This window comes from Xanthobacter sp. ZOL 2024, assembly GCF_052932325.1.
Window position 1 is genome coordinate 3,872,735 of record NZ_CM128808.1, and the last position, 25,237, is coordinate 3,897,971.

Annotated in this window: 24 protein-coding genes; 21 read left to right on the top strand and 3 right to left on the bottom strand. The window is 67.9% G+C overall.

The genetic code is table 11. The features are described 5' to 3' along the window. The first annotated feature begins 2 nt into the window (after nt 1-2). Complete coding sequence (locus tag ACU4E7_RS17750) at nt 3-1,814, top strand: chloride channel protein (protein ID WP_447019668.1); 1,812 nt, start codon at nt 3-5, stop codon at nt 1,812-1,814. 109 nt (nt 1,815-1,923) lie between these two features. On the opposite strand, the gene ACU4E7_RS17755 is transcribed toward ACU4E7_RS17750, so the two are convergent. Next, complete coding sequence (locus ACU4E7_RS17755) at nt 1,924-2,502, bottom strand: flavodoxin family protein (protein ID WP_447019669.1); 579 nt, start codon at nt 2,500-2,502, stop codon at nt 1,924-1,926. Nucleotides 2,503-2,659: 157 nt separating this feature from the next. Here ACU4E7_RS17755 and ACU4E7_RS17760 point away from each other — a divergent pair, with 157 nt between their 5' ends. From ACU4E7_RS17760 to ACU4E7_RS17815, 12 genes are all read left to right on the top strand, one after another. Further along, nucleotides 2,660-2,974, top strand: coding sequence for an FtsB family cell division protein (locus ACU4E7_RS17760; protein WP_238122841.1), 315 nt, complete (start codon nt 2,660-2,662; stop codon nt 2,972-2,974). A gap of 162 nt (nt 2,975-3,136) precedes the next feature. Continuing rightward, complete coding sequence (gene pdhA, locus ACU4E7_RS17765; protein ID WP_447019670.1) at nt 3,137-4,150, top strand: pyruvate dehydrogenase (acetyl-transferring) E1 component subunit alpha; 1,014 nt, start codon at nt 3,137-3,139, stop codon at nt 4,148-4,150. Between the two features lie 9 nt (nt 4,151-4,159). Next, nucleotides 4,160-4,513, top strand: coding sequence for a hypothetical protein (locus tag ACU4E7_RS17770; protein WP_238122660.1), 354 nt, complete (start codon nt 4,160-4,162; stop codon nt 4,511-4,513). Nucleotides 4,514-4,518: 5 nt separating this feature from the next. After that, a complete protein-coding gene (locus ACU4E7_RS17775) occupies nt 4,519-5,877 on the top strand; it encodes a pyruvate dehydrogenase complex E1 component subunit beta (RefSeq protein ID WP_447019671.1) in 1,359 nt (452 codons plus the stop codon). 13 nt (nt 5,878-5,890) lie between these two features. Next, nucleotides 5,891-7,246, top strand: a complete 1,356-nt coding sequence (locus ACU4E7_RS17780; RefSeq protein WP_238122657.1) for a pyruvate dehydrogenase complex dihydrolipoamide acetyltransferase — start codon at nt 5,891-5,893, stop codon at nt 7,244-7,246. Nucleotides 7,247-7,475: 229 nt separating this feature from the next. Then, complete coding sequence (locus ACU4E7_RS17785; protein ID WP_238122656.1) at nt 7,476-7,715, top strand: YdcH family protein; 240 nt, start codon at nt 7,476-7,478, stop codon at nt 7,713-7,715. Nucleotides 7,716-7,825: 110 nt separating this feature from the next. Then, nucleotides 7,826-8,479, top strand: coding sequence for a nucleoside 2-deoxyribosyltransferase (locus ACU4E7_RS17790; RefSeq protein WP_447019672.1), 654 nt, complete (start codon nt 7,826-7,828; stop codon nt 8,477-8,479). After that, a complete protein-coding gene (lpdA, locus tag ACU4E7_RS17795; protein ID WP_447019673.1) occupies nt 8,472-9,887 on the top strand; it encodes a dihydrolipoyl dehydrogenase in 1,416 nt (471 codons plus the stop codon). Before ACU4E7_RS17790 ends, lpdA begins: the two co-directional genes overlap by 8 nt. Before the next feature lie 91 nt (nt 9,888-9,978). After that, a complete protein-coding gene (locus tag ACU4E7_RS17800) occupies nt 9,979-10,257 on the top strand; it encodes a GlsB/YeaQ/YmgE family stress response membrane protein (protein ID WP_447019674.1) in 279 nt (92 codons plus the stop codon). Between the two features lie 9 nt (nt 10,258-10,266). After that, nucleotides 10,267-10,521, top strand: coding sequence for a GlsB/YeaQ/YmgE family stress response membrane protein (locus ACU4E7_RS17805; protein ID WP_238122652.1), 255 nt, complete (start codon nt 10,267-10,269; stop codon nt 10,519-10,521). Between the two features lie 52 nt (nt 10,522-10,573). After that, nucleotides 10,574-11,527 carry a lipoyl synthase gene (gene lipA / locus ACU4E7_RS17810; protein ID WP_447019675.1) on the top strand — a complete coding sequence of 318 codons (954 nt, stop codon included), beginning with the start codon at nt 10,574-10,576 and terminating at the stop codon, nt 11,525-11,527. 6 nt (nt 11,528-11,533) lie between these two features. Beyond that, nucleotides 11,534-11,989 carry a type II toxin-antitoxin system RatA family toxin gene (locus ACU4E7_RS17815; protein ID WP_238122650.1) on the top strand — a complete coding sequence of 152 codons (456 nt, stop codon included), beginning with the start codon at nt 11,534-11,536 and terminating at the stop codon, nt 11,987-11,989. 16 nt (nt 11,990-12,005) lie between these two features. Here the strand turns inward: ACU4E7_RS17815 and ACU4E7_RS17820 are convergent, their stop codons facing one another. Both ACU4E7_RS17820 and ACU4E7_RS17825 read right to left on the bottom strand, forming a co-directional pair. Continuing rightward, the gene (locus ACU4E7_RS17820; RefSeq protein WP_447019676.1) at nt 12,006-12,497 is read right to left on the bottom strand and encodes a CinA family protein; all 492 of its coding nucleotides are present in this window, start codon (nt 12,495-12,497) and stop codon (nt 12,006-12,008) included. After that, nucleotides 12,494-13,687 carry a bifunctional 2-C-methyl-D-erythritol 4-phosphate cytidylyltransferase/2-C-methyl-D-erythritol 2,4-cyclodiphosphate synthase gene (locus ACU4E7_RS17825; protein WP_447019677.1) on the bottom strand — a complete coding sequence of 398 codons (1,194 nt, stop codon included), beginning with the start codon at nt 13,685-13,687 and terminating at the stop codon, nt 12,494-12,496. Before ACU4E7_RS17825 ends, ACU4E7_RS17820 begins: the two co-directional genes overlap by 4 nt. Nucleotides 13,688-13,984: 297 nt before the next feature. On the opposite strand from ACU4E7_RS17825, the gene dusB reads away from it, so the two are divergent. From dusB to ACU4E7_RS17865, 8 genes are all read left to right on the top strand, one after another. Then, a complete protein-coding gene (gene dusB, locus ACU4E7_RS17830) occupies nt 13,985-14,929 on the top strand; it encodes a tRNA dihydrouridine synthase DusB (protein WP_447019678.1) in 945 nt (314 codons plus the stop codon). Between the two features lie 17 nt (nt 14,930-14,946). After that, nucleotides 14,947-16,071: a two-component system sensor histidine kinase NtrB gene (locus ACU4E7_RS17835; protein WP_238122840.1), complete on the top strand. Its 1,125-nt coding sequence runs from the start codon at nt 14,947-14,949 to the stop codon at nt 16,069-16,071. A gap of 7 nt (nt 16,072-16,078) precedes the next feature. Then, on the top strand, nt 16,079-17,521 hold the full coding sequence (ntrC, locus tag ACU4E7_RS17840) for a nitrogen regulation protein NR(I) (RefSeq protein ID WP_238122646.1): 1,443 nt from the start codon (nt 16,079-16,081) through the stop codon (nt 17,519-17,521). Between the two features lie 215 nt (nt 17,522-17,736). Continuing rightward, nucleotides 17,737-19,977, top strand: coding sequence for an ATP-binding protein (locus ACU4E7_RS17845; protein ID WP_447019679.1), 2,241 nt, complete (start codon nt 17,737-17,739; stop codon nt 19,975-19,977). Between the two features lie 3 nt (nt 19,978-19,980). Then, a complete protein-coding gene (ntrX, locus tag ACU4E7_RS17850; RefSeq protein WP_447019680.1) occupies nt 19,981-21,348 on the top strand; it encodes a nitrogen assimilation response regulator NtrX in 1,368 nt (455 codons plus the stop codon). A 142-nt stretch (nt 21,349-21,490) separates the two neighbouring features. After that, nucleotides 21,491-22,867, top strand: coding sequence for a Trk system potassium transporter TrkA (trkA, locus tag ACU4E7_RS17855; protein ID WP_238122643.1), 1,377 nt, complete (start codon nt 21,491-21,493; stop codon nt 22,865-22,867). Nucleotides 22,868-22,879: 12 nt separating this feature from the next. After that, a complete protein-coding gene (locus ACU4E7_RS17860) occupies nt 22,880-24,295 on the top strand; it encodes a potassium transporter TrkG (protein ID WP_447019681.1) in 1,416 nt (471 codons plus the stop codon). Nucleotides 24,296-24,413: 118 nt separating this feature from the next. After that, complete coding sequence (locus ACU4E7_RS17865) at nt 24,414-25,214, top strand: class I SAM-dependent methyltransferase (RefSeq protein WP_447019682.1); 801 nt, start codon at nt 24,414-24,416, stop codon at nt 25,212-25,214. Nucleotides 25,215-25,237: the final 23 nt, after the last annotated feature.

Consider the following 25,237-nt stretch of genomic DNA (forward strand, 5'->3'; position numbering starts at 1 on the left):
CCATGGACGCGCGCCCCGACCGCGACAGGACGGGGCCGCATGCCGGCCGGCTGGCTCGCTTCTGGAGCCGGCTGCACACCCTGATCCGGGCTGAAGCGCGGGCTCAGGTGCGCGCCCACGAGGTGGGGGTGGTGCTCATCGCCATGGTCATGGGCGTTGGCGCCGGCATCGCCATCACCCTCATGAGCGTGGTCACCCAGGCCATGCACGAGCTGTTCTTCGGTCTTGCCCCCGGCCAGCGGCTCAGTGGCTCCGGGGCACTGCATTCCCCCTGGCTGGTGCTGGTGCCCGCCGTCGGCGGCCTGGTGATGGGGCTCGGCACCCTGGCGCTGAAGCGCTGGCGGCCGCACCCCATCGTCGATCCCATCGAGGCGAATGCCCTGCATGGCGGGCGCATGTCGCTCACCGACAGCGCCATCCTGGCGCTGCAGACCATGGTTTCCAACGGCTTCGGCGCCTCGCTCGGCCTGGAGGCCGGCTATAGCCAGATCGGCGGCGGCCTCGCTTCCCGGCTCGGGGCGATGTTCGCCCTGCGGCGCACCGACATGCGCATTCTGGTGGGGGCGGGGGCGGCGGCCGGCATCGGCGCCGCTTTCGATGCGCCGCTGATGGGGGCCTTCTATGGCTTCGAGCTGATCATCGGCGTCTATTCCATTCCCGCCGCCGTGCCGGTGCTGGCGGCCACCATGTGCGCGGTGCTCACCGCGCGCGGCTTCGGCCTGCACCTGGACCCGCTGCCCATCCCCGCCGCGCCGTTGGCGGATCCCGCCTTGATTCTGCCGGTGGCCGGACTGGGGCTGACGGCGGCCATGGTCGCCATCCTCATCATGCGGCTCGTCACCGGGGTGGAATGGTTGGTGGGCCACAGCCGCCTGCCCGCGCCGCTGCGGCCGGCGCTGGCGGGGCTCGGGGTGGGGTGCCTCGCCCTCTATAGTCCCGAGGTGCTCTCCGACGGGCACGGCGCCCTGCACCTGCAGGTGGCGAGCCCGGTGACCGTTTCGGTGCTGCTGGTGTTCCTGTTCAAGGTCACCGCCTCGGCGCTCTCGGTGGGTTCCGGCTTTCGCGGCGGCCTGTTCTTCGCCTCGCTCTTCCTCGGCGCGCTGCTGGGCAAGCTCTATGCGGCGGCGCTGGCTTTCATGTTTCCCGGCTATGGGCTCGATCCCACCCTCGCGGCCGTGGTGGGCATGGGGGCTCTGGCGGTGGGCGTCATCGGCGGCCCGCTCACCATGAGCTTTCTGGTGCTGGAGATGACCGGCGACCTCACCCTCACCGCCTTCGTGGTGACCGCCGCCGCCGTCACCTCGCTGACGGTGCGGGAGACCTTCGGCTATTCCTTCTCCACCTGGCGGCTGCACCTGCGCGGCGAGAGCATCCGCAGCGCCCAGGATGTGGGCTGGCTGCGCGACCTCACCGTGGCGCGCATGATGCGCAGCGATATCGCGACCTTCTCGGCGCTGGGAACCCTCGCGGACTTTCGCACAGCCTATCCGCTCGGCGGGGTGCGGGTGGTGATGCTGGTGGACGGGGCAGGGGCCTATGCCGGGCTGGTGCGGGTGTCGCTGGTCCATGCCAGCCGCTCGGCGCCCGACAGCCCGGTGGCGGCCCTTGCCGCCCATATGGACGCCATGCTCACGCCCGGGATGAATGTGAAGGAGGCCGCCCTCGCTTTCGATGCCGCCCATGCGGACGAACTGCCGGTGGTGAGTGATCGCGAGAGTCGGCGTCTCGTGGGGCTGTTGAGCGAAGCCTATGTGCTGCGTCGCTATGCCGAGCACCTGGACATGGCCCGCCGCAGCCTCGGCGCTGACGACTGACGTCTCTTTCCAGACATGAAAAAGGCCCCCGGGCGCACTGCCCGCGGGCCTTGGATGGCAAAAGGCTCACCGGCGATGGCACAGGTGAGCCTTGAGGGTGCTCAGATGCTCAGGCGCCTTTGGTCCAGCGCACGGCGGCTTCAGCCACGCGCTTGCCGAGATGCGACGCCGTCTTGCGGTCGGCGGTCGGGGGCACCACGTCCGGGCCCTGGTCCACATTCGACTGGGCGAAGGCGCCGGAGAAGCCGCCGAGGCGGTTCAGGTCATTGACGGTGGCGCCGGAGGCATTGTTGCCCGGGTGCAGGCCGAGACCCACCCAGATCATGCCGTGCTGCTGCGCGAGGGTGAACAGGGCGTTCATGCCCTGGGCCTTGTCGCCGTTCTGGGCGCCGGAATTGACGAAGCCGGCGGCCAGCTTGTCCTTCCACTTCAGCTCCATCCAGCGCTTGGAGCTCTTCTCGGCAAAGCCCTGGAAGGCGGCCGAGACATTGCCCATGTAGATGGGCGAGCCGAAGATGATGGCGGCGGCGCCATCCAGCAGCTCCCACTTGGACTCCACCTCCTCCACCGGGACCAGCACGCCCTCCACGGCGTCCACTTCCCGGATGCCGGCGAGGACGGCCTCGGCCTGGGCCTTGGTGTGGCCGTAGCCGGAATGAAACACGATGGCGACAACAGGCTTGGACATGATGAGTCTCCCCGAAACGATGTTCGGCCCCCTTTTGCCGTGCATTTCTGACCGGATCTAGGCGATTTTCTGCAATCGCTTTGTGCACCCATGCAAGGGTGGGGCGATGACGCGGCGGCTTAAGGGGCTGGAAACCAGGAGCGGCGAAACTGCGCCCATGCAAAGCCGCTCCCGCCTTCGCTCCTTTCTCGCCACCCTCGCCCTGCATGTCGGTGCGGCCGGGGTGATCGGCTATTTCGCCTACCACGCCTACACCGGCGACCACGGCCTGGTGGCGCAGCGCAGCTATGAGCAGCAGGTGGCGCAGCTGGAGACCGAGCTGGCGGGGCTCAAGGCCCAGCGGGCGGCCATGGAGCACAAGGTCTCCCTGCTCAACCCCACCCGCCTCGATCCCGACATGCTGGACGAGGAAGGGCGGCGCCAGCTCAACTTCATCCACCCCAAGGATCTGGTGCTGCTTCGCAGCAAATGAACTTCGCATCAGTTCATATAGCATGTGAACGATATTTTAGTTCATCATAGCAAAATCAAGCATTTGCAACGTGTTGCGGTGCAGCAATTCCAATTGATGCTTTGAGCCTGCGGCAAGGTGCGCTAGAGAGTCCGCGAACTTCAGCGCATCCAGAGGTCGCCGATGGCTCCCAGGAAACCCGCCGCCCGCGCCGCCACTGCCGCGGCCGCGCCTGCAACTTTCACGAAAGAAGAGGATTTTCTCGCCTATCGTGAGATGCTGCTGATCCGCCGCTTCGAGGAGAAGGCCGGCCAGATGTACGGCATGGGCCTCATCGGCGGATTCTGTCACCTCTACATCGGCCAGGAGGCCGTGGTGGTGGGCATGCAGATGGCCATGCAGCCGGGCGACCAGGTCATCACCGGCTACCGCGATCACGGCCATATGTTGGCCACCGGCATGGAAGCGGGCGGCGTGATGGCCGAGCTCACCGGCCGTCGCGGCGGCTATTCCAAGGGCAAGGGCGGCTCGATGCACATGTTCAGCATCGAGAAGCAGTTCTTCGGCGGCCACGGCATCGTCGGCGCCCAGGTGTCGCTGGGCACCGGCCTCGCCTTCGCCGATCGCTACAAGGGCAATGGGGCGGTCTCGGTCACTTATTTCGGTGACGGCGCGGCCAACCAGGGCCAGGTCTACGAGAGCTTCAACATGGCGGAGCTGTGGAAGCTGCCCGTCGTGTATGTGATCGAGAACAACAAATACGCCATGGGCACCTCGGTGACCCGCTCCTCGGCGCAGACCGATTTCTCCAAGCGCGGCGCCTCCTTCAACATCCCCGGCGAGCAGGTGGATGGCATGGACGTGCGCGCGGTGCGCACCGCCGGCGAGCGGGCGCTGGCCTTCGCTCGCGAGGGCAACGGGCCCTATATCCTGGAAATGCAGACCTACCGCTATCGCGGCCACTCCATGTCGGACCCGGCGAAATACCGGTCCAAGGAGGAGGTGCAGAAGATGCGGACCGAGCACGATCCCATCGAGCAGGTGCGGGCCCGCCTCCTGAACGCCCATGCGGCGAGCGAGGAGGAGCTCAAGAAGATCGACGGCGAGATCCGCGAGATCGTCAACGCCGCCGCGGACTTCGCCAGCCACGATCCCGAGCCGGATCCGGCCGAGCTCTACACCGACGTGCTGCGCTGAGGTCGCGCCGTGGCGTCCGCCTTCCTCATCATCGCCCTGGCGGCCCTCGCGGGCGCCGTGGTGAGCTGGGGCGTGGCGGTCGTCAGCGCGCGCCATGCGCTCGCCGCGCGCAAGCGGGCGCACCACGCCAACGGCATCGGCCTTCGTGTGTTGCTGCTGGTGTGGCCGTTCGCGGTGCGGCGCCGTCGCGACGACGACAGCGTCGATGCGGTGCGCAGCAGCAAGGCGGTCATCGCCTTCTTCGTTTGCCTGACCGTCGCGGTCGCCGCGACCTCCGCCTACACCAACCTCACCCATAAGCCCGCCACTGCCGGTCCCCAGGGCTCCGTCCCGGCCGGTGGCGCGGCGCCGATCAAGAGCTGACAGCCATGGCCATCGACGTCCTCATGCCGGCCCTCTCGCCCACCATGGAGAAGGGCAACCTCACCAAATGGGTGAAGCAGGAAGGTGACACGGTCAAATCCGGCGACGTGCTCGCCGAGATCGAGACCGACAAGGCCACCATGGAGGTGGAGGCCGTGGATGAAGGCATCCTCGGCAAGATCCTGGTCCCGGAAGGCACCCAGGATGTGGCGGTGAACACTCCCATCGCGATCATCGTCGCCGAGGGTGAGGATGTGAACGCGGCCCCCGCCGCCGCGCCGGTTGCTCCCGTGGCCGCTCCTGCGGCGCCGGTCGCGGCCGCCGCCCCGGCGGCTCCGGTCGCCGTCGCCCATGCCGATCCGGAGGTGCCGGCCGGCACCGAATATGTGACCATGACCGTGCGCGAGGCCCTGCGGGACGCCATGGCGGAAGAGATGCGGCGCGATGGCGACGTGTTCGTGATGGGTGAGGAGGTGGCCGAATATCAGGGCGCCTACAAGATCACCCAGGGCCTGCTCCAGGAATTCGGCGACCGGCGCGTCATCGACACCCCCATCACCGAGCACGGCTTTGCCGGTGTAGGCGTGGGCGCGGCCTTCGCGGGGCTGAAGCCCATCGTCGAGTTCATGACCTTCAACTTCGCCATGCAGGCCATCGACCAGATCATCAATTCGGCGGCCAAGACCCATTACATGTCGGGCGGGCAGGTGAGCTCGTCCATCGTGTTTCGCGGCCCCAACGGCGCCGCCGCCCGGGTCGCCGCCCAGCACAGCCAGGATTATTCGGCCTGGTATTCCAACGTGCCCGGCCTGAAGGTGGTGGCGCCCTATTCGGCGGCCGATGCCAAGGGCCTCCTGAAGGCCGCCATCCGCGATCCCAACCCGGTGATCTTCCTGGAGAACGAGATCCTCTACGGCCACTCCTTCGAGGTGCCGAAGCTGGATGATTTTGTGTTGCCTATCGGCAAGGCGCGCATCGCCCGCCCGGGCAAGGACGTGACGCTGGTGTCCTTCTCCATCGGCATGACTTACGCGCTGAAGGCGGCGGACGAGCTGGCCAAGCAGGGCATCGAGGCGGAGGTGATCGACCTGCGCACCATCCGCCCCATGGATGTGCCCACCATCGTCGCCTCGGTACAGAAGACCGGGCGCTGCGTGACGGTGGAGGAGGGGTGGCCGCAGTCCGGCGTCGGCGCCGAGATCGTCGCCCAGCTCATGGACAAGGCGTTCGACTATCTCGACGCCCCGGTGCTGCGGGTGACCGGCAAGGACGTGCCCATGCCCTACGCCGCCAATCTCGAAAAGCTGGCCCTGCCGTCGGTGGCCGACGTCATCGAGGCCGTCCACGCCGTGACCTATCGGTGAGGGAGCAAACGCGATGCCCGTCGATATTCTGATGCCGGCCCTGTCTCCCACCATGGAGAAGGGCAACCTCGCCAAGTGGGTCAAGCACGAGGGCGACACCGTCAAGTCCGGCGATGTCATCGCCGAGATCGAGACCGACAAGGCCACCATGGAAGTGGAGGCCGTGGACGAGGGCGTGCTGGCCAAGATCCTGGTGCCGGAAGGCACCCAGGATGTGCCGGTGAACCAGCTCATCGCCGTGCTCGCCGGCGAGGGTGAGGATCCGAAGGCGGTCGCCGCCTCGGCCGGGCAGGGCGGCGCGCCCGCACCGGCTCCGGCACCCGCTCCTGCCCCCACCGCGGCGCCGGCTGCCGCAGCACCCGCGCCAAGCGCTCCTGCGCCTGTGGCGGCCGCACCGGCGCCGGCTGTTGCGCCGGCCCCGGCGGGCCGGGTGTTCGCCTCGCCGCTGGCGCGACGGCTCGCCAAGGAAAAGGGCGTGGATCTCGCCGCCGTGGCCGGCTCCGGCCCCCATGGCCGCATCGTCGCCCGCGACATCGCCGGGGCCCAGCCGGGCGCCAAGGCGCCGGTGGCTGCGGCGGCGCCCGCCGCTGCCGCTGCGCCCGCCGCCAAGCCGGCGTTGGCCACGGCCCCGGGCGTGGAGCAGATCAAGGCCATGTTCGAGCCCGGCTCCTATGAGGAGATCCAGCTCGACGGCATGCGCAAGACCATCGCCCGCCGCCTGGTGGAGAGCGAGCAGGTCACCCCCACCTTCTTCCTGACGGTGGATTGCGACCTCGACGACCTCATGGCCCTGCGCGAGCAGGTCAACGCCAATGCCGCCAAGGACAAGGACGGCAAGGCCGCCTACCGCGTCTCGGTCAACGACTTCATCATCAAGGCGCTGGCTCTGGCGCTGCAGAAGGTGCCAGCCTGCAACGCCGTGTGGGCGGAAGACCGGGTGCTGCGCATGAAGCATTCGGACGTGGGCGTGGCGGTGGCCATCGATGGCGGCCTCTATGCCCCGGTGGTGAAGAAGGCCGAGCAGAAGACGTTGTCGGCCATCTCCAACGAGATGCGCGACCTCGCCACCCGCGCCCGCACCAAGAAGCTGAAGCCGGAAGAATATTCCGGTGGCTCTTCCTCGGTGTCGAACCTGGGCATGATGGGGATTCGCAACTTCACCGCCATCATCAACGCCCCGCAATCCTCCATCTTCGCCATCGGCGCGTCCGAGCAGCGGGTGGTGGCGCGCGACGGCGAGATGAAGATCGTCACCCAGATGACCGTGACCATGACCTGCGACCACCGGGTGATGGACGGCGCCCTGGGCGCCGAGTTGCTGGCCGCCTTCAAGGGCTTCATCGAGAAGCCCATGAGCATGCTGGTGTGAGCAGGCTGGTTTGAGCTTGCGGACGTGAGGCCGGGCAGGGCGGGTGGTCCACAGCCGTCCGGCACCTCCGGGTTGCCCCGGCCTGTCCCCACGTCTCCGGCTGGTGTAAGGCAGGCGCGGCGCGCATCACGCGCGTGCCCTGCGCCCCTCCGGGCGCTGGAGAGGCTTGGTGCCGGCGCCCGTTGCGGATCTCGCAAGGCGGCGGCGCCCAACACAGGTGAAACGACAGATGAGCACCCATACGCCCCACGAGCTCGCCGCCGACCTCCCGGAATATGCCGAGAAGATGCAGGCGCTGAAGGAGAGCGATGCCCACTTCGCCAAGCTCTACGAGGCTTATCACGAGGTGAACCGCCAGGTGCACCGCGCCGAGACCGACGTGGAGCCCCTCGGCGACGACGAGATGGAAGAGCTGCGCAAGCAGCGCATGACCCTCAAGGATGAGCTTTACGCCATCCTGAAGAAGTGACCCCGGGGCGGGGCGCACCCGTCCCCTGATCCTCCGGAACGCGGCCATGGCTTGCGTTCCGGAGCCGAGGGGCCGGCGCCTGGGCGCCGGCGCCATGGAGTGCGGACGCGATGAAGCTCTACCTCGCCGGCCCGGAAGTGTTCCTCGACGACGCGCGCGAGATCGGCCGGCGCAAGATGGCGCTGTGCGCGCGCTTCGGCTTCACCGGCCTCTACCCCATTGATGGCGAGCCGCTGCTGGTGGACGCCGGCGGCACCTTGAGCCGCACCATTTTCCACAACAACATCGGTTTGATGCGCTCCGCCGACGCCGTGGTGGCGAATCTGACCCCGTTCCGCGGTGTCAGCGCCGATCCCGGTACCGCGTTCGAGCTGGGCTTTGCCTTCGCCCTGGGCAAGCCGGTAGCCGCCTATTCCAACAGTCCTGGCGAACTGAAACACCGCGCCCATGCCACTATCGGCAGCGCGGAGGTCACCGATGCGCCGGCCACGCTGCTGCGCGACGGCCTCCATGTGGAGGACTTCGGCCATTTCGACAATCTCATGCTGGCGGAGGCCCTGAGCGCCTCCCGCCTGCCGGTGATCCAGGCCGAGACGGCCGCCGGCGACCCGTTCCGCGACCTCGATCTGTTCGAGCAGGTGCTGGAAACCCTGGCGGCGGCCCGCGCGGCGGGCCGCCTTGGCGCCGGGTCGTCGTCATCCCATCCGGAAGTCGCCCCAGACATGCGCGGCGAAAAGGCATCCGAGGAGGCATCCCATGGCTGATACCTACGACATCATCGTCATCGGCGGCGGGCCGGGCGGCTATGTGGCCGCCATCCGCGCCGCCCAGCTCGGCTTCAAGACCGCCGTGGTGGAAAAGAGCCACCTGGGCGGCATCTGCCTCAACTGGGGCTGCATCCCCACCAAGGCGCTGCTGCGCTCGGCCGAGATCTACCATTATATGGAGCACGCCAAGGACTATGGTCTCTCGGCGGAGAAGATCGGCTTTGATCTCGATGCCGTAGTGAAGCGCTCGCGCGGCGTCTCCGCCCAGCTCTCCACCGGCGTCGGTTTCCTGCTCTCGAAGAACAAGGTGGACGTGATCTGGGGCAAGGCCCTCATCACCGCCCCCGGCAAGATCAAGGTGGAGGCGGCAGAAAACCCGCCCAAGGGCGCCAAGGGCGGCGGCGAGTATGCGGCCAAGCACATCATCGTCGCCACCGGTGCCCGCCCGCGCGCGCTGCCGGGCCTGGAGCCGGACAAGAAGCTCATCTGGACCTATTTCGAGGCCCTGAAGCCGGACCGCATGCCGAAAAGCCTGCTGGTGATGGGCTCGGGCGCCATCGGCATCGAGTTCGCCTCCTTCTATCGCACGCTCGGCGCCGAAGTGACAGTGGTTGAAGTGCTGCCGCAGATCCTGCCCGTGGAGGACGAGGAGATCGCCGCCCACGCCCGCAAGCGCTTTGAAAAGCAGGGAATGAAGATCCTCTCCGGCGCCAAGGTCACCGGCGTCACCAAGAAGGCCGACAGCCTGGTGGTCCATGTGGAGGACGCCAAGGGCGCCAAGCAGGACATCGAGGTGGAGCGCATGATCTCCGCCGTCGGCGTGGTGGGCAATGTGGAAGGCCTCGGCCTCGAAGCGCTCGGCGTGAAGATGGAGCGCGGCATCATCGCCACCGATGGCTATGGCCGCACCAACGTGGCGGGCCTCTATGCCATCGGCGACATCGCCGGCGCGCCCATGCTGGCCCACAAGGCCGAGCACGAAGGGGTGATCTGCGTCGAGACCATCAAGGGCCTCCACACCCATCCCATGGACAAGCTGAAGATCCCCGGCTGCACCTATTGTACGCCGCAGATCGCCTCCGTGGGCCTCACCGAGAAGAAGGCCAAGGAGGCCGGCCGCGAGATCAAGGTCGGGCGCTTCCCCTATATCGGCAATGGCAAGGCCATTGCCCTTGGCGAGCCGGATGGGCTGATCAAGACCATCTTCGACGCCAAGACCGGCGAACTCCTGGGCGCCCACATGGTGGGGGCGGAGGTGACCGAGCTCATCCAGGGCTTCGTGGTGGCCATGAATCTGGAGACCACCGAGGAGGAGCTGATCCACACGGTGTTCCCGCATCCCACCCTCTCGGAAATGATGCACGAGAGCGTCATGAGCGCCTACGGCCGGGCCATCCATATCTGACGCGCCAGCGGGCCTTGCCGACGCTGCGTCGGCGGGCCATCTGGGGTATGAAGGGATGCCGGCGGGGCCGGCGCGAGGCGGAGGGGCAAGGATGAACGCGGAAACCTATGCGTTTCTGAACCAGCCGGGTGTCGGTTTCTTTTCCATGATCGTCATCGGCATCATCGCCGGCTGGGTGGCCGAGCGGGTGACCGACAGCAGTCACGGACTGCTCACCAACCTCATCGTCGGCATCGCCGGCGCGTTCGTGGGCGGCGAGTTCGCCACGCTGCTGAACATCCCGGTGTTCGGCTTCTTCCGCACGCTGATTGCCGCCATCGTCGGCGCCATCGTGGTGCTGTGGGTGTGGCGGGCGATCCGCTCGCGATAGGAGGGGCGCATGGGTCTCATCATCTCCATCGTGGTCGGCATCCTGGCCGGATACATCGCCGAGAAGGTGATGAAATCGAATGGCGGCCTGTGGACCAACCTCTTCGTGGGGCTCGTGGGAGGTCTGCTCGGAGGCTGGGTGGCGAGCGGGCTGGGCCTGAACTATATCGGGGATGGTTTTCTGGATCGGCTGGTGGTCTCCACCTGTGGCGCGATCCTGCTGCTCGCCATCTGGCGCGCCATCCGCGGCACCAAGCCGGCCTGACGCCGGCACAGACAGTGGGCGCCTCGCGCGCCGCAGGACGTTGGACACCGTCATGGTCAATGTGATCAACACGCTGAACCGCCCCCGTCACCCGGAAAAGGCCCACCGCCCGCTCACCGAGGTGCTGCGCAAGCCCGAGTGGATCCGCGTGAAGGCGCCGGGCTCGGCCGGCTGGTCGGAAACCGCCGGCATCGTGCGGGCCAACGGCCTGCATACGGTGTGTGAGGAGGCCGGCTGTCCCAATATCGGCGAGTGCTGGGAGAAGAAGCACGCCACCATGATGATCATGGGGGACACCTGCACGCGCGCCTGCGCCTTCTGCAACGTGCGCACCGGCCTGCCCGGCCCGCTCGATGCCGACGAGCCGCAGAAGGTGGCCGATGCGGTGGGCAAGCTCGGTCTTTCCCACGTGGTGATCACCTCAGTGGACCGGGACGACCTCGCCGATGGCGGAGCCGCCCATTTCGCCCGCACTATCGCCGCCATCCGCGCGGCGAGCCCGGCGACCACCATCGAGATCCTCACCCCCGATTTCCTGCGCAAGGACGGGGCGCTGGAGGTGGTGGTGGCGGCGCGGCCGGACGTGTTCAACCACAATCTGGAAACCGTTCCGGCTAAGTATCTCACGGTCCGCCCCGGCGCCCGCTATTTCCACTCGCTGCGGCTGCTCCAGAAGGTGAAGGAGCTGGACCCCACCCTGTTCACCAAGTCCGGCATCATGGTCGGCCTCGGCGAGGAGCGGAACGAGGTGCTGCAATTGATGGACGACCTGCGCTCGGCGGACGTGGATTTCCTCACCATCGGCCAGTATCTCCAGCCCACCCGCCAGCACCACAAGGTGGAGCGTTTCGTGACCCCGGACGAGTTCAAGGCCTATGAGACGGTGGCCTTCGCCAAGGGCTTCCTGATGGTCTCCTCGAGCCCGCTCACCCGCTCCTCGCACCATGCCGGCGAGGATTTCGAGAAGCTGCGCACAGCGCGCGCGGCGAAGATCGGGCGGGCCTGAGCGACCGTGCCATCCTTCTCCAACGCGCGGCGGGTTCAGCACAGCGCCGCCGACATGTTCGACCTCGTCGCCGATGTGGAGCACTACCCGGAGTTCGTGCCCCTGTGCGCAGCCCTGCGGGTGAAGCGGCGTGCCCGCTCCGATGAAGGAGTGGAGATCCTGGTGGCGGACATGACCGTCGCCTACAAGATGATCCGCGAGACCTTCACCTCGCGGGTGTTGCTGGATCGCCCACGCCTCACCATCCATGTGGAGTATCTCGACGGGCCATTTAGTCGGCTCGACAATCGATGGGAGTTCGTATCGCAGGGGGATAAAGCCTGCGATGTGAAATTCTTCATCTCCTACGAGTTCCGCTCCCGTACCCTCGGCATGCTGATGGGCGCCATGTTCGATGCGGCATTCCGGCGCTTCGCGGACGCCTTCGAGGAGCGGGCCAACACGGTCTATGGCGCCGGCTGAGGGTCGCCGCAGGTCCTTATCGCGCGGCTTCCGCCAATAGGGAGAGCGCCACCAGAACGGCCTGGTGGCGGATTTCGGCGCGGCCGGGATCACCGAATTGCATGGCGCGATGGGTGGTTGTCCCATCCCGGCGGGCGCAGCCGAAATGCACCAGCCCCACCGGCTTGAGAATGCTGCCGCCGCCCGGCCCGGCCACCCCGGTGACGGAGACCGCCACATCCACGCCGGCGGCGGCGCGTGCGCCCTCTGCCATGGCGCGGGCGGTTTCCTCGCTCACCGCACCATGGGCCAGCAAAGTGGCCTCCGGCACCGCGATCATGGCGACTTTGGCGGCATTGGAATACGTGACGAAGCCGCGGTCCACCACGTCCGACGAGCCCGGCACCGCCGTCAGCGTGCCGGCAACCAGGCCGCCGGTGCACGATTCGGCCGTGGCCAAGGTCCAGCGGCGGGCGCGAAAGGCCACCAGCACCGCCTCGGCGGCGGCATAGGCATCAGCGTCGATCATGCCTCCTCCTGGAACGGCAGGCGCACCGTGGCGGTGGCCATGGCGGCGATGCCTTCACGACGGCCCGTGAAGCCGAGCTTCTCGGTGGTGGTGGCCTTGACGCTCACGCGCCCCACCGGCAGCCGGGCAATGCCCGCCACCGAGGTCCGGATGGCTTCACGATGGGGCCCTACCTTGGGCGCTTCGCAGATGATGGTGAGATCCACATGGGCGATGCGCCCGCCGCGCGCGTGCACGAGATCCACCGCATGGGCCAGGAAGCGATCGGAGGCGGCGCCCTTCCACTGCGGATCGGACGGCGGGAAATGCGAGCCGATGTCGCCATCGCCGAGGGCACCGAGGATGGCATCGGTGAGCGCATGCAGCGCCACGTCCGCATCGGAATGGCCGGCGAGGGCGAAGGCGTGGGGAATGGGAATGCCCCCCAGCATCACATGATCGCCGGGGGTGAAGGCGTGCACATCGAAACCGCTGCCGGTGCGGATGTCGCCGAGGGGGGCGAGTTCGGAGCGCGCCTCCATGCTGCGCTCGGCCTGCAGCAGGTCTTCGGCGAATGTGAGCTTCACGTTGGTGGTCTCTCCCTCGAAGGTGGCGACGCGGTGCCCGGCCCATTCCACCACCGCGGCATCGTCGGTGAAACTGGAGATGCCGCAGCGCGCGGCGGCATCATGGGCCCCCGCCAGCAGCCCATAGGCGAAGGCCTGCGGGGTCTGAACCGCCCGCAACGCGCGCCGATCCAGAGTGCCGGTGACCCGCCCGGCCACATCCACGGTCTTCACCGTATCCGTCACCGGCACCACCGGGATGGCTGCCCGCTCCGCATTCGCGGCGGCGACCGCGCGCGCGATCAGGGCCGCGGAGGTGAAGGGGCGGGCGGCATCATGCACCAGCACACTGGTGGGTGGCGTGGCCCGCAGCGCATGCAATCCGGCACGCACTGACGCCTGTCGGCTCTCGCCGCCCACCACCGGTGCCATGATCTTGGGCAGACCCTGCGAGACTTCGGCGAACAGGCCCGAATCATCGTCATGAATCACCGGTAGCACGCCGGCGATCTGCGGGTGTGCCGCAAAGGCCCGCAGGGTGTGGCGCAGCACCGGCTCGCCGCCAACGCTTTGATATTGCTTCGGCAGGGCCCCACCCGCGCGGCTCCCCCGACCCGCGGCGACGACGATGGCCACGCAATTCATGCCCACGAACTCCTCTTGATCACACCTTTGAAGCGCGGCGGTGCGGCCGATGCAAGGTCCGCGACCGCCGCGCGTGCGAGGTTGGGCAGGGCAGGGGTCGGGCAGCGGGTGAGGCAGCGGGCGTGTCCATGATGCGCCGCACATCTACGCACACTGCCCTTGCGCATGGCGCGCAAATGTCTAAGATGTAGGCACACCTGATCTGGCCCAATTTCTGTGCACGAAACTGCGACTTCTTTCACCCCTGCGTTGCAAATCGGGCCGCATGTCCTGCCCAATGCAGTGCTGCTTGCGCCCATGGCGGGCATCACCGACGCGCCGGTGCGGCGGATGGCGCTGCGCTATGGCGCTGGACTTGTGATCTCGGAGATGGTCGCCAGCCAGGCGCTGCTGGACGGGCATCCGGAAATGATGCTGCGGGCGGAGGGGCAGGGCGTGGCGCTCCACGCCGTGCAGATCGCTGGCAACGACCCCTATTGGATGGGAGAGGCCGCGCGCGTCGCCGAGGCGGCGGGGGCGAGGCTCATCGACATCAACATGGGCTGTCCGGCCAAGCGGGTCACCACAGGCGCAGCCGGCGCGGCGCTGTTGCGCGACCTGCCGGTGGCCCGGCGGATCATCGAGGCGGTACGCGGCGCGGTTTCGGTGCCGGTGACGGTGAAGACGCGCCTGGGGTGGGATGAGGCCACGCCCACGGCGGTGGAGCTGGCGCGCATTGCCGAGGCGAGCGGCCTCGCCCTGGTGACGGTGCACGGGCGTACCCGGTGCCAGTTCTACACCGGCCAGGCCGATTGGCGGGCCATCCGGGCGGTCAAGGTGGCGGTCCGGCTGCCGGTGGTGGCCAATGGCGACCTGGTGGAAGCGGGATCGGCCCGCGCCATGCTGGATCAATCGGGGGCCGATGGGGTGATGATCGGGCGCGGTGCCCAGGGACGGCCCTGGTTTCCCGGGCAGGTGGCGGCGACGCTGGCCTGCGGGCGCGTTCCGGATCCGCCCGCCCTGGACGAGCAGCGCGATGTGTTGCTGGAGCTTTATGACGACTGGCTGGCGCTTTACGGGCGTGAGCTGGGCTTGCGACAGGCCCGCAAGCATGTGGGCTGGGCCCTTGAGGCAGCCGGGGGGATCGGCTCCGAATTCACGCGGCGGTGGCGTTCGCGCCTGCTCACCAGCGAAGATCCAACGGCCGTGAAGGCCGGGATTGCCGCCGCTTATGACGAACTCATGTGGAGGGCTGCGGCATGACCGCCGAAGCCAGGAAAATGGACAGCGAACGCAAGCCCCAGCCCGAGGATCAGTGCCTCACGCGGGCCATTCTGGACGCCGTGCCGCACCCCCTCTTCACCATTTCCGATACCGGCCACGTGGTGGACGCCAACGTGGCGGCGGAAGCCTTTTTCGAGGTCAGTGCGCCGCTGCTGCGGCGCCGCCCGTTCCAGGAGTTCGTGCCCTTCGGCACACCTTTGCTCGGGTTGATCGAGCAGGTGCGGGTGCGCGGCGCGCCGGTGAACGAATATCGGGTGGATCTCGGCACCCCCCGCAATGGCGGCGAGCGGATCGTGGATATCCACGTAGCGCCGGTGGCCGAGCGTCCGGATCATGTGGTGGTGATGCTGCAGGAGCGCACCATCGCCGACAAGATGGACCGCCAGCTCACCCATCGCGGCGCCGCCCGCTCGGTCAGCGGCCTTGCGGCCATGCTGGCGCATGAGATCAAGAACCCGCTGTCGGGCATTCGCGGCGCCGCCCAGTTGCTGGAGCAGTCGGCGGATGACGAGGACCGGGCGCTGACCCGGCTGATCTGCGACGAGGCGGATCGCATCGTGAAGCTGGTGGACCGTATGGAGGTGTTTTCCGACGAGCGCCCGGTGGAGCGCGAGCCGGTGAACATCCATTCGGTGCTGGAGCATGTGCGCACCCTGGCCATGAGCGGATTCGCCCGCAACATCCGCTTTGTGGAGGATTACGACCCCTCGCTGCCGCCGGTGCTGGGCAATCGCGACCAGCTGATCCAGGTTTTCCTCAATCTGGTGAAGAATGCGGCGGAAGCCATCGACGGCGACCCCGATGGCGAGATTCAGCTCACCACCGCCTTCCGCCCCGGCGTGCGGCTCACCGTGCCGGGTGCCTCCTCGCGGGTCAGCCTGCCCCTTGAGTTCTGCGTGCGCGACAATGGCAAGGGGGTGCCGGACGACCTCGTCCCGCACCTGTTCGACCCGTTCGTGACCACCAAGCCTTCGGGCAGTGGCCTCGGACTTGCTTTAGTTGCCAAGATCATCGGCGATCACGGCGGCATCGTGGAATGCGAGAGCCAGCCGCGCCGCACCACCTTCCGCGTGCTTCTGCCCATGTATCGCAGCACGAGCACTGCCAAAGAGGCCAACTGAGGTGTCCATGCCAACCGGAAGCATCCTGGTCGCCGACGACGACGCCGCGATCCGCACGGTGCTCAATCAGGCCCTGTCCCGGGCCGGCTATGAAGTGCGCTCCTGCGGCAACGCGGCCACCCTCTGGCGCTGGGTCAGCCAGGGCGACGGCGACCTCGTGATCACCGACGTGGTCATGCCCGACGAGAACGCCTTCGATCTGCTGCCCCGCATCAAGAAGGCACGGCCGGATCTGCCGGTCATCGTGATGAGCGCGCAGAACACCTTCATGACCGCCATCCGCGCCTCCGAGCGCGGCGCCTATGAATATCTGCCCAAGCCGTTCGATCTCAAGGAACTGATCTCCATCGTCGGCCGCGCTCTGGCGGAGCCGAAGAAGGGCGACAACGGGGTTCCGCTGAACGAGGAGCAGGACAATATCCCGTTGGTGGGGCGCTCCCCCGCCATGCAGGAGATCTACCGCCTTCTGGCCCGCCTGATGCAGACCGATCTCACGGTGATGATCGTCGGCGAGAGCGGCACCGGCAAGGAACTGGTGGCCCGCGCCCTGCACGATTATGGCAAGCGCCGCACCGGGCCGTTCGTCGCCATCAACATGGCGGCCATTCCCCGCGACCTTATCGAGAGCGAGCTGTTCGGCCACGAGAAGGGCTCGTTCACCGGCGCCACCACCCGCAATCCCGGCCGCTTCGAGCAGGCGGAAGGCGGCACCTTGTTCCTCGACGAAATCGGCGACATGCCCATGGAGGCGCAGACCCGCCTCCTGCGCGTGCTGCAGCAGGGCGAATACACCACCGTGGGCGGGCGCACCCCCATCAAGACCGATGTGCGCATCATCGCCGCCACCAACAAGGACCTGCGGACGCTCATTCAGCAGGGCCTCTTCCGCGAGGATTTGTTCTTTCGCCTCAATGTGGTGCCGCTACGTCTTCCACCTTTGCGTGAGCGCTCGGAAGACGTGCCGGACCTGGTGCGCCACTTCTTCCTGCAGGCCGAGCGAGAAGGTTTGCCGGCGAAACAGATCGACGCGGCGGCGCTCGACCGGCTCAAGCGCTACCGCTGGCCGGGCAACGTGCGCGAACTGGAAAATCTGGTGCGGCGGCTGGCGGCGCTGTATCCGCAAGAGGTCATCACGCCCGTCATCATCGATGCCGAGCTGTCCGAACCGGTGCCGAGCGCCCTCACCGAGGAAGGGCCGGTGGACACCACGTTGTCCGCGTCCGTCGAGCGGCATCTCAACACCTATTTTGCCGGCTTCGGAGAAGACCTGCCGCCGCCCGGCCTCTATCACCGCATCTTGAAGGACGTGGAATATCCGTTGCTGTCGGCGGCCTTGGCGGCCACCCGCGGCAACCAGATCAAGGCGGCGGAGCTCCTCGGCCTCAACCGCAACACGCTGCGCAAGAAGATCCGCGACCTGGACATCCAGGTGATCCGCACCAGCCGTTGAGCTGCGTCCGCTCGCGTCGCCGGCCGGCGGCGCGAGCCCATCCCCGGAAGGGGCGAGGGCGGGAGCCCGCTACCCAAGCCACGAGATCCGCAGGGGAAAGTGGCAGACACCTCTCCCTTCTGTCACATTTTTGCACCAGTGTCGTTCCACTGCATCAGTACGCATGCGGCGACTCACGCCGCGGCCGCAGGCTGAGCTGAGGGACGACCGAGATCATGATCGATACGCCGGCCGAAGCGGTCGCGCCTGTTCCCGTGCCCCGCCGACGGCTGGCGGCGCGGCTGTTCGCGCCGGTGGTGGTGGTGCTCTCCCTGGCGGTGGCGCTGGGGGCGTTCCTCATCCTGATGGGCCTCACCAGCATCGTGCCCACCAAGCAGGTCACCGACTGGGTGCTGGGCGGCTGCGGGGTGGCGGGCCTCATTCTTCTGGTGGTCATCGGCCATGAGGTGGCCGGCATCATTCGGGCGCGGCGGCGCGGGCGCGCGGCGGCGCGGTTGCATGTGCGGATCATCGCGCTGTTCACCGTGGTCTCGGTGGTGCCGACCATCGTCGTCGCCATCGTCGCCAGCCTCACCCTCGACCGCAGCCTCGATCGCTATTTCTCCACCCGCACCCAGCAGATCGTCGGCATGGTGGGGTCGGTGGCGCAGACCTATTGGCGCGAGCATGCCCTCTCCATACGCGGCGACGCGCTGGCCATGGCCAACGACCTGTCCCGCCTGAAGCCGCTCTATGAGAAGGACAAGGCGCAGTTCTCGCAGGTGCTGACGGCGCAGGCGGCGCTGCGCAACGTTCCGGGCGCGCAGATCATCCGTCGCGACCGCTCGGTGGTGGAGCGCAACAACCTGCATACCGACCGCGAATTCCTGGTGCCGGAGAACATCGCCATCAACGATGCCAGCGCCGACGAGCCGGTCATCTACAGCCCCATCAACGGGGATTTCGTCGGCGCCGTGGTGCCGCTGCGGGATTTCGACGGCCTGTTCCTTTATGTGGCCCGGCCGGTGGATCCGCGCATCATGGGCTATCTCACCCTGACCACTGAGACGCTGCGCGACTACCAGGCGCTGGAGGCGCGGCGCTTCAACGTGCAGCTCGCCTTCGCGCTGATGTATGCGCTCATCACCCTCATCGTGCTGCTGAGCGCGGTGTGGCTGGGCATCAACTTCTCCAAATGGCTGGTGGCGCCCATTCGCCGGCTGATGTGGGCGGCGGGGCGGGTCGCCAATGGCAATCTGGACGTGCAGGTGCCGGTGAACCGCGCCGAAGGCGACCTCGCCACCCTGGGCGAGACCTTCAACACCATGACCTCGGAGCTCAAGGCGCAGCGCAACGACCTGGTGCACGCCAGCGAGCAGATCGACAGCCGGCGCCGCTTCACGGAGGCGGTTCTGGCGGGCGTGGGGGCCGGCGTCATCGGCCTCGATGCGGCTGAGCGGGTCACCATCCTCAACCGGTCGGCCGAGCGGTTGCTGGGGCTCAGCGAGCCGGACACCCTCGGCCGCAAGCTGGCCGACGTGGTACCGGAAACGGCGGCGCTGATGGCCGAGGCCGAGCATGCCGGCCAGCGCATCATCCAGGGCAATATCACCCTGCAGCGGGACGGCCGGGAACGCATTTTCGCCATGCGCGTCACCACCGAGCAGTCCACCGAGGACGATCACGGCTGGGTGGTGACCCTGGACGACATCACCGCCCTCATCACCGCTCAGCGCACCTCCGCCTGGGCCGACGTGGCGCGGCGCATCGCCCACGAGATCAAGAATCCGCTCACGCCCATCCAGCTTTCGGCGGAGCGGCTGAAGCGCAAATACGGCCGGCACATCACCCAGGATCGCGACGTGTTCGACCAGTGCACGGACACCATCATCCGCCAGGTGGGCGACATCGGCCGCATGGTGGATGAGTTCTCCTCCTTCGCGCGCATGCCCAAACCCGTGGTGGACGCCCAGGACCTTGCCGAGACCATCCGTCAGGCGGTGTTCCTGATGCGCGTCGGCCATCCCACCGTGACCTTCGAGACCGAGCTGCCGAACGCCCTGCCGGCGCGCTTCGACCGGCGGCTGATCTCCCAGGCGCTTACCAACATCCTGAAAAACGCAGCTGAGGCCATTGATGGCCTGCCGGAGGCCGATCGCGGCGCGCCGCGCATCAAGGTCAAGGCCGCGGCGGAAGGCGAGGATCTCATCATCGACGTCATCGATAACGGCATGGGGCTGCCTCAGGATAAGCGCAGCCGCCTTCTTGAGCCTTATGTGACCACCCGGGAGAAGGGCACCGGCCTTGGCCTTGCCATCGTGGGCAAGATCATGGAGGAGCACGGCGGGGGCATTGAGTTGAACGATTCTCCGGAGGGGCGCGGCGCCTGGATTCGCCTGCGCCTGCGCGCCGATGGCCAGCCGGCCGGCGGTGGCGCCTCTCCCACGCCTTCCACCCCCGTTTTCGGGAGAGCCTGAACCATGGCCATGGATATCCTGATCGTCGATGACGAGGCCGACATCGGCGAGCTGGTGGCGGGCATCCTGGAGGACGAGGGCTATGGCGCTCGCACCGCCCGTGATGCCGACAGCGCCCTGGCGGCCATCGCCAGCCGCCGGCCCAATCTCATTTTCCTCGACATCTGGCTGCAGGGCAGCCGGCTGGATGGGCTGGAATTGCTGAACGAGATCAAGACCCAGCACCCGGATGTGCCGGTGGTGATGATCTCCGGCCACGGCAATATCGAGACCGCGGTGGCGGCCATCAAGCGCGGTGCCTACGACTTCATCGAGAAGCCGTTCAACGCCGACCGGCTGGTGATGGTGGCCGAGCGGGCCCTGGAAACCCTGCGCCTGAAACGGGAACTGAAGGAGCTGAAGCAGCTCGCCCCCCATGCGCGGGTGCTGGTGGGCCGGTCCGGCGCGGTGCAGCAGCTCAAGGCGACCATCGAGCGCGTGGGCCCCACCAACAGCCGCATTCTCATCGTCGGCCCTTCCGGTTCGGGCAAGGAACTTGCGGCGCGGATGATTCACGCCCAGTCGGGCCGGGCGGCTGGCCCGTTCGTGGTGCTGAATTCCGCCGCCATCACGCCGGAGCGTCTGGAGTTCGAGCTGTTCGGCGTGTCCGAGGGGGAGGGGCGGGAGGCCAAGCGCGGCGCCCTGGAAGAGGCTCACGGCGGCACCTTGTTCCTGGACGAGATCGCCGACATGCCGCGCGAGACGCAGAACCGCGTGCTGCGGGTGCTGGTGGAACAGACCTTCACCCGCATCGGCTCCAGCGAGCGCGTCAGTGTCGATGTGCGCATCATCTCGTCCACCGGCCGCAACCTGGAGGAGGAGATCGCCAAGGGGCGGTTCCGCGAGGATCTCTACCATCGCCTGTCGGTGGTGCCGATCCGCGTGCCGCCGCTGGCGGAGCGCCGCGAGGACATTCCAGACCTGGTGGATTTCTTCCTCGACACCATCTCCCAGAGCACCGGCATGCCCCGCCGCCCCATTGGCGACGATGCCATGGCGGTGCTGCAGTCCCACGACTGGCCCGGCAACGTGCGGCAGCTGCGCAACAATGTGGAGCGCCTGCTGATCCTCGCCGGAGGCGATCCCGAAGCCACCATCACCGCCGGCATGCTGCCGCCGGACGTGGGTGCCCTGGTGCCCAGCCTGCCGAACGGGCACGGGGGCGAGCACCTTATGGGCCTGCCCCTGCGGGAGGCGCGGGAGGTGTTCGAGCGGGAGTATCTGGCGGCGCAGATCAACCGTTTCGGCGGCAACATCTCGCGCACCGCCGAGTTCGTGGGCATGGAGCGCTCGGCGCTCCACCGCAAGCTCAAGGCCCTGGGGGTCGGCTGATCCCGCGTCGCGGCGCTGGACTCGTCATCCGGTTCCGAAACGCATAGCCTGCGGCGGAATCGGATGCTGCGCACGGGTGGGCCTGCCCACGCGCAGCCGCGGGCGGGGCCCGCGGCCGAGGCTGGTGGGCAAGGGGGACTCCATGAGGGTCGTGATCTGCGGTGCGGGGCAGGTGGGGTTGGGAATCGCCGAGCGCCTCGCCGGGGAGCAGAACGATGTCTCCATCATCGATTCGGATGCGCGCCGGATCCAGATGGTGACCGAGCAGATCGACGTGCGGGGCGTGGTGGGCTGGGGGTCCCATCCCGACGTGCTGGCGCGGGCCGGCATCGACCAGGCCGACATGCTCATCGCCGTCACCCTGCACGACGAGGTGAACATGGTGGCCTGCCAGGTGGCCCACGCCTTGTTCAACGTGCCCACCAAGGTCGCCCGCATCCGCGCCCAGACCTATCTCGCGCCCGAATGGCGCGACCTGCTCTCGCGCGATCACCTGCCGATCGACGTGGTGATCTCCCCCGAGATCGAGGTGGGCGAGATGGTGCTGCGGCGCCTCTCCCTGCCCGGCGCCATCGACACCGTCTCCTTCGCCGATGGCGCCATCGTGGTGGTGGGCGTGCTGTGCGGCGAGGAATGCCCCATCGTCGACACGCCCCTGAGCCAGCTCACCCAGCTGTTTCCCGATGTTCAGGCCACCATTGTCGCCATCAGCCGGGCCGGCAAGACGCTGGTGCCCAGCTCCACCGAGCAATTGCAGACCGGCGACATCGCCTATTTCGTGGCCAAGGCGGACCAGGTGCAGCGGGCGCTCGGCATCTTCGGCCATGACGAGGCCCCCGGCCAGCGCATCGTCATCGCCGGTGGCGGCAACATCGGCTTCTACGTGGCGAGCGAGCTGGAACGGCGCAATCCGCTGGCGCGCATCAAGGTCATCGAGCACAACCGGACCCGGGCGCAGAGCATCGCCGAGCTGCTGTCGCGGGCGGTCGTGCTCAACGGTGATTCCCTCGATCGCACCATTCTCGACGAGGCCGGGGTGGGCGAGGCGGACACCATGATCGCCCTCACCAACGACGATCGCATCAACATCCTCTCCTGCCTGCTCTCCAAGCAGATCGGTGCTCGCCGCATCCTGGCGCTGCTGAACGAGCAGGGCTACGCAGCCTTCGCCAGGGGGCTCGGCATCGACGCCCACGTCAATCCGCGCCAGATCACCGTGTCGAAGGTGCTCCAGCACGTGCGGCGTGGCCGCATCCGCGGCGTCCACGCCCTGCTCGACGGCACCGGCGAGGTGATTGAGGCCGAAGCGCTGGAAACCTCGCCCCTGGTGGGCAAAACCCTGCGCGATCTCGATCTTCTGGACGGCCTGCGCATCGGCGCCATTGTCCGCAACGGTCAGGTGCTGCAGCCCCGCGGTGATTTCGTGGTGCGCGCCCACGACCGGGTGGTGCTGTTCGCCCTGGCCGATCGCATCAAGCGGGTGGAGCAACTGTTCCGCGTCGCGCTCGAATTCTTCTGAGAGCTTCATGCGATGATCAATGCGGTGCGTCCGCTCGCCAGCGCCCTGGCCGCGACTGGCCTGATGGCCCTGGTTCCCGCTGCCGTGGCGGGCCGGGGCGGGACCGGTCACGCGCCCATCTTCCTCGCCACCGCCGCCTTCTGCATCTTTCTTGCCGGCGCCCTGCGCTTCACCACGGAGGGCAGCCACCTGCGGCTGCGGCAGGCCCAGGGCCTCGCCGGCCTCACCCTCTTGTGGCTGGTGCTGCCGCTGGCCGCCACGCCGGCCATTTCGGTGGCGGCGGGGCTGCCGCCCCTGGCCGCCTGGCTGGAAGCCGTTTCCGCTTTCACCACCACCGGCGTCACTGCCGTCCACAATGGCCCGCGCAGCCTTTATGTCTGGCTCGCCCTGCTGCAATGGAGCGGCGGGCTGCTGACCATCGTCTCGGCGGTCACCGTGCTGGCGCCGGCCGGCCTCGGCGGGCTGCCCGATCGCACCCCGAAGGGGGGAACCCTCTTGGACGTGGTGGACGTGCGCGGCGTGGTGCGCGAGATCGCCCCCCTTTATGTGCTGCTCACCCTGGCCGCCGTGCTGGTGCTGATGGTGGGGGGGCATAGCCTCTATGTCTCCTTCACCCTCGCCACCGCCGTCGCCTCCACCGGGGCCCATCTGCCGCCCGAGGCGCAGCTGGCCCTGACCCTGGAGAGCACCCCCAAGTGGCTGATGCTGCCCTTCCTGCTGTGGGCGGCCACCTCGGTGCGTTGGCACCGGGCGCTGGTGACCCGCCGCATCAATGCGGCGCCGGAGCAGAAGGAAAGCGTGGTGCTGCTGCTCTACTGGCTGGCGCTGGGCCTGGTGTTCGGCGTCATCTTGTTCAACCACGCCGACTCGCCGGTGGTGGATGCGCTGCGCGATGGGCTGTTCACCGCCGCGTCGCTGATCTCCACCAGTGGCATCGGGCCCCATGACGGCACCTATGCCAGCCTGCCCATGGGCGTGATCATCGCCGTGGTGCTGCTGGGCGGCGGCGCCCTTTCGGCCGCTGGCGGGCTGAAGATGCTGCGGCTGCGGGCCATGCTGCTGCGCGCCCGTGGCGATCTGCTGCGCCTCGTCTATCCCAACCTGGTGCAGCCGGCGGCGCTGGAAGAGGGCGGGGTGGGCTCGGCCATGCGCGGCGTATGGGTGGGAGCGGCCACCCTGTTCGCCGTCTATGGCGCGTGCATCATCGCCCTCGCACCCGGCCTGCCGAGCTTCGATGCGGCTTTGACGGCGGGGGCCGCCATCATCAGCAACACCGGGCCCATCTATGACGCCAGCGGCGCCGGCTGGCCGCCGCTGGCCACGCTGCCCGCCGGATCGGTGGTGGTGGCGGGGCTGGGCATGATCGCCGGCCGGCTGGAGATCATCGGCCTGTTCGTCATGGCCCACCTGGCGGTGTGGCGCACCTGACGGGGCAGGGGCCTTTGCTTCGCGCCCCCGCACCATGCTAAGCGTGGCGCGAGCCCGGGGGCGGCCGCGACGGCCCGCGCGCGGCCCCTGGCCGGACCCGGAAACTGGACCCAAATTGATGAGCATCGAAGCCTGCCGCAAGACCTTTCCGGCAGTCACGTTCGCCTTCCCCGAGGATCTGCGCCCTTCGGCCTGGACCGAGCATGTGCCGTTCGCCTTCTGGCTGATCGCCACCCTGCAGCCGCGCACCCTGGTGGAGCTGGGCACCTTTCAGGGCACCTCCTTCCTCGCCTTCTGCCAATCGGTGGTCGCCACCGGCTGCGACACCCGCGCCTATGCGGTGGATTCGTGGGAGGGCGATGCCCATGCCGGGCCGCTGCCGCCCCAGGTCTATGCCGACCTTAAGGCGGTGGTGGACCTGAAATATGCCGGCTTCGCCAACCTCCTGCGGATGGATTTCGATGCCGCCACGGCCCATCTGGCCGATGGCAGCGTGGACCTGCTGCATATCGACGGCTTCCACACCTATGAGGCGGTCAGCCACGATTTCGAGACCTGGCGCGGCAAGCTCAGCGCCGATGCCGTGGTGCTGTTCCACGACACCCAGGTGTTTGAACGGGGCTTCGGGGTGAACAAGTTCTGGACCGAGGTGCGCGGCCTTGGCCGCAGCTTCGAGTTCCACCACGGCCACGGACTTGGCGTGCTGGCCTTCGGCCGCAGCCAGGAGCGGCTCGCCGCCCTGCTGGACGCCGACGAAGCCGATGTCGCCTATGTGCGTGCCCTGTTTTCCCGGCTGGGGCGCGGGCTCACCGACCACCAGCGCCGCGGCGATGCCGAGCTGGAGATCGCCCGCACCCGGCGTTCCAAGGAATTCCGCCTGGCCCAGAAGATCCGCCGGCTGATGTCCGGCCGCATCTGAACGTTAGCGCCACGCTCACCGCA